Here is a 4123-nt window from a genome sequence, read left to right as displayed (position 1 = left end):
ATTCTGACCGCGCAGCCCAACTGTACATACTATTTCGGCCCATTTGCTGGTGCCTGGGAAGCTAAAATCGCCAGCAAAGGTTTTGTTGAAGATCTTGAAGGTGAATTTGCCCAAGGCATCACAATCAAAATTGACAGGCATTCTCAGCCCAATCTATTGACTATAGAACACGATTCAATAATCAATTAAAGAGCTTAATCCTACACTTTCACCCGCGCTCAATCGCACTTGGATCGACTCGTGGGGACGGGCAGAAGTAGTGGCGATTTATAGTGTCTATCCAAGTGAAATGAGCGGGCGCACGACTGATGGTGTCAGCAGCCGGATGATGGTTGGATGAATAGATCGAATCGTTGTCAACCAGCGATCGCCCAGGCGTTTATTATGAAAAAGATAATTCTTATCTCATTGGTATATACGGGTTTTTTAGTAACGATGCCCTTTGAGGCAAATGCACTGAATTTACAACAAGTTAGCCAGAACTTGCTTGAGAAAACAAATTTGCAAGTAGCCCAACGTCCCACTTACCAACGTGGCTATACGTGTCTCCGTCTTCGGTACGGCTCGGGAAAAACTAGAAAACCGCTGGCGCGATTCTCGTTCCGAGAGGTTTCGCCAACGAGGCGGATTGACAGGATACAGCAACCACGTTCTAGATGTCGCAAAAAAATTTGACCATATTACCGTTCACCCTGACATTTGGACGAAAGTTACACCACCCTCATCTACATCCTGCCATCTATTTCTTCATGCGATTCAACTACTAGAAATGAAAGGTGTAGTAGATCGATCGGCACAGATATTTGAAAAAGCAATCTGAGAATTTCGAGAAGCATTTTTCACCGAATTGGCAAACGTTTCAGATCGACAGGTGCAATTTGAAATTGCCGAAAAATTAGGATTGTCCGTCGCCGAAATTCAAGCTCAGATCGATAGTGGTGAGGCATACGCTCAACTTTCCAAAGATTTTGACTTGGTGAAAGAACATACAGTTGCGGTCAGCCCTACGCTGATTTTCAATGAAGGACGGCAGCGACTCAATGGCAATGTAAGCTACCGAGTTATCGAAGCTAATATTCGCGAGTTACTGCATATTCCTCCAGAAGAACAGTCGTGGTGTTAGGAGTATTAAAGCTATTTTAGAAGAAAATCATGATGTTCAAGAAATTAATTCAGACCGTATTATTGGGACTTGTAATCTGGTCTTGCCTCTCGATCGATCCTAGTCAAAATTCAATTTTAGCGGCAACTCCCACAGAAACACTCTCGATATCTCAATCAAAGATATCAAATTCACCTAAACCGCTCAATCTGGAATTACAAGTCGATCGATTTCTGATGTCGATGCCAGCAGGTTATTATACGATCGCCAGTGTCGAAAAGCTAAAAAGCCAGTTAGACAACTCTCAAACCTTATTAGTGGACGTGCGAGAAGCCTCTGAATATCGAGCTGGGCATATCCCTAATGCAATAAATATTCCGCTCCAAACTTTGGCTCGAAATTTAAGTAAAATTCCAACCGATCGCCCTGTAGTTCTGTACTGTTCTTCTGGCTATCGATCTGGCATGGGAGTAATGACACTGCACCTATTTAATTACGATAATGTGCAGGGTTTTCCTCCTAGCTTTGTAGGCTGGAAAGCCGCAGGAGAATTAGTTGTTAAACAATAAAGTCACTATTAGTCTCCGGCGCAAATCTAGTAAATTCAGTAGGGTCAATTCATGAATTGACCCTACTGAATTTACTGTTAAAAAATTAACTTTAATGAGAAATTTTATAATGAATTTAATCGACTCGAACACGTCTAAACTACGTCTAATTCGCTGGCTAATAGCTGCTTCAATCTGCGTTTTGTTAGTAATTTTCATTTCCCAACCCGCCTTTGCTGCTGTAACCCAAATTGAAGAAGCTCCAGGACAGATGCTCTATCAGTCCCGCCAAAACCTGCGCGATCGCACCGGAAAGTCTTGGCAGGTAGTCGCCTTCAAGCGCGTTCGTCCCGACGGTAGTGCGATGGTTTCCCTGCGGTTGGTGGGCTTTCTTGGTGCCGTGGAATTAGACCACACTAAATCTCTAACCCTGACCACATCAATGGGGCAAATTTTGACCGCCAAAGATGTTACTAGCGAAATTTCTCAGGGCGCAACTGCTTTAGCTAACGTTGGTGAATATGACATTCAACCCGTTCTACCACAGTTGCAATCTGAAATTCCGCTGGAGCTAACGTTACCGATGCTCACTGGCTCCACAGTTGAGTTACAAATCCCATCTATAGCGATTCAAGAGTGGCAAACAATCGCAGATCGTTAAATTAATGAACGGTTGAGCAACTAAATCGAGAACTCTAATCTAGGAAAACTCATGATTTACACGTCGTTGATTTATGTATTTTTATTAGTTGGCCCCGCGATCGCCGCAATCGCATTTTTTCGACGACTTTCAACTGGTTGGCACTTGTTTTTGTTGAGTGTTTGCGTCTTTTACGGAATTTCGCCATTGCTCCTGACTTGGGGCGCATTTGGTTTGGCTAAACGCTTCGGTTGTTCGGCGGAAGCTATCGGCTTTCGTTGTCCCGATCCGGCTTGGTTGGGAGACGCGATCTCTGGGCTGGTAATGTCCCACTGGCTAGCGATTTTTGCCATTCCATCGGCGGTTGTAGGAGCGATCGGGCTGCTGCTTTCCTGGATTTTAAACCATCAGCAATCGCGAACCACAGCAGGCATTTCAGGGCAACCTCCGACTACTTTTTACCGAAGTCGTCGTCACAAAGTCATTGCAGGTGTATGTTCAGCCATCGCTCAACGCTGGCATCAGTCCCTCACCATGATGCGGATTGTCGCGGTTGTGTTAGCGATCGTTACCCCTGGATTTATTTTTCTGTACTTGTGGTGTTGGTTGGCATTCCCAATCGAGCCAAGATCGCCACAGCAATCTATCGGAGCACAATGATAATTACCAAAACTGACATCCTCAAAAATGGTATTTGGCTGACGTTACCACCGCTGCTCTTTAGTCTGATCCTGATGACATTTCTCCCACATGCATTGACACCAGAGCAGTTCAACGAAGGTATCCCAGATGTATTGCTAAATATCGAAAGCATTGGAAGAATTTTAGTATTTGCAATGCCCGCATTTTTTTCGATTGACATATCAACCACCACTCAAAAGCGAGGGTTAGCTTTGTATTTGGCTGGAGTAATACTTTACTATCTGTCCTATGGAACTCAGAATTTTTCCCCGAATAGTGATTGGAGTACCAGCACGATCGGTTTTGCAGCTTCAGCTTACACAAATATATTTTGGACGATCGGGCTAGGCTTGCTCGGTGAAAAATTCTACTTCACAGAACGTTTACGCTATCGTCCGATTTTTTATATTGTGCCAGCAGTTGTTTTTGCGATCGCTCACACCACCCACGCAGTTATCTATCATCAACGGAGTTTTTAATTAAATGCAATTATTCATTTTTATCGCTATTTTCATGATTTTCTATCTTAAAATCTTGCGTCCCTGGCAACTTCGCTGGGGCGCGACAGATGATGAAGTCAAATGCGCTATGTCTGGTGATGATCTCGTTCAAAACCCTAATTTTGTTGCTACAAGAGCGGTATCTATAGAAGCTCCACCTGCTGAAGTATGGAAATGGATAATTCAAATTGGCTCTGGCAGAGCTGGCTTTTATAGTATCGATTTCATCGACAATGCCAACGCGCCGAGTTCGAGAGACATCATCCCAAAATATCAAAATATCGAACAAGATTACTTTATTCCATTTACGCCTAATCAAAAGAATGGAATGTGGGTGAAAGAGTATCAAGAATCTGAGTATATCTTATGGTGGGATAGAAAAGGAAATGGAACATGGGGCTGGTTTTTGCAGCAACCCGAAGCTGGTAATACCAGGTTAATAACTAGATTAAGAACAAAATATAATTTCAGCTTTCCCTGGATTATCTATTACCTTCTCTATGATTTTGGAGGCATTATCATGATGAGTAAATGTATGTTGGGTATCAAAGAAAGAGCCGAAAATCATATTAGAAAACTTATCTTGGCAAATTTTACGATCCTCAAAAACTTTCGATCGACATCAGAACAATTATAACGAGATCGTAAATTT

6 protein-coding genes and 2 pseudogenes are annotated in these 4123 nt (G+C 43.0%); all 8 read left to right on the top strand.

Annotation, left to right across the window (positions count from 1 at the left end; genetic code table 11):
- On the top strand, positions 1-189 hold a 189-nt coding region (locus tag RMO79_RS10140), incomplete at its 5' end, for a DUF1816 domain-containing protein (RefSeq protein WP_310483025.1).
- A pseudogene (locus RMO79_RS24525) lies at positions 185-340 on the top strand (pyridoxamine 5'-phosphate oxidase family protein); the annotation flags it as partial. The gene RMO79_RS10140 and the pseudogene RMO79_RS24525, both read left to right, overlap by 5 nt.
- Positions 341-544: 204 nt before the next feature.
- Positions 545-1123 (top strand): annotated as a pseudogene (locus tag RMO79_RS24520) (DsbA family protein); the annotation flags it as partial.
- Between the two features lie 29 nt (positions 1124-1152).
- Positions 1153-1671 (top strand): rhodanese-like domain-containing protein, encoded by a 519-nt coding sequence (locus RMO79_RS10125; protein ID WP_310483022.1) that lies wholly within the window; start codon positions 1153-1155, stop codon positions 1669-1671.
- Between the two features lie 109 nt (positions 1672-1780).
- The gene (locus RMO79_RS10120; RefSeq protein WP_310483021.1) at positions 1781-2311 is read left to right on the top strand and encodes a DUF3122 domain-containing protein; all 531 of its coding nucleotides are present in this window, start codon (positions 1781-1783) and stop codon (positions 2309-2311) included.
- Between the two features lie 51 nt (positions 2312-2362).
- Positions 2363-2950 carry a PspC domain-containing protein gene (locus RMO79_RS10115; RefSeq protein WP_310483020.1) on the top strand — a complete coding sequence of 196 codons (588 nt, stop codon included), beginning with the start codon at positions 2363-2365 and terminating at the stop codon, positions 2948-2950.
- Positions 2947-3450, top strand: a complete 504-nt coding sequence (locus RMO79_RS10110; protein WP_310483019.1) for a hypothetical protein — start codon at positions 2947-2949, stop codon at positions 3448-3450. Before RMO79_RS10115 ends, RMO79_RS10110 begins: the two co-directional genes overlap by 4 nt.
- A 4-nt stretch (positions 3451-3454) precedes the next feature.
- A complete protein-coding gene (locus tag RMO79_RS10105; RefSeq protein WP_310483018.1) occupies positions 3455-4108 on the top strand; it encodes a hypothetical protein in 654 nt (217 codons plus the stop codon).
- Positions 4109-4123: the final 15 nt, after the last annotated feature.

Origin of the sequence: Chamaesiphon sp. VAR_48_metabat_403 (assembly GCF_031422475.1) — a bacterium.
In the GTDB taxonomy this organism is placed as follows: Bacteria; Cyanobacteriota; Cyanobacteriia; order Cyanobacteriales; family Chamaesiphonaceae; genus Chamaesiphon.
The sequence above is the reverse complement of the archived record's forward strand: the minus strand, read 5'-3'. Positions and strand labels throughout refer to the sequence as shown.

Coding starts and splice junctions, on each gene's coding strand:
- RMO79_RS10115 (WP_310483020.1), top strand. CDS start 2,363: ATGATTTACACGTCGTTGATTTATGTATTTTTATTAGTTGGCCCCGCG.
- RMO79_RS10105 (WP_310483018.1), top strand. CDS start 3,455: ATGCAATTATTCATTTTTATCGCTATTTTCATGATTTTCTATCTTAAA.
- RMO79_RS10110 (WP_310483019.1), top strand. CDS start 2,947: ATGATAATTACCAAAACTGACATCCTCAAAAATGGTATTTGGCTGACG.
- RMO79_RS10125 (WP_310483022.1), top strand. CDS start 1,153: ATGATGTTCAAGAAATTAATTCAGACCGTATTATTGGGACTTGTAATC.
- RMO79_RS10120 (WP_310483021.1), top strand. CDS start 1,781: ATGAATTTAATCGACTCGAACACGTCTAAACTACGTCTAATTCGCTGG.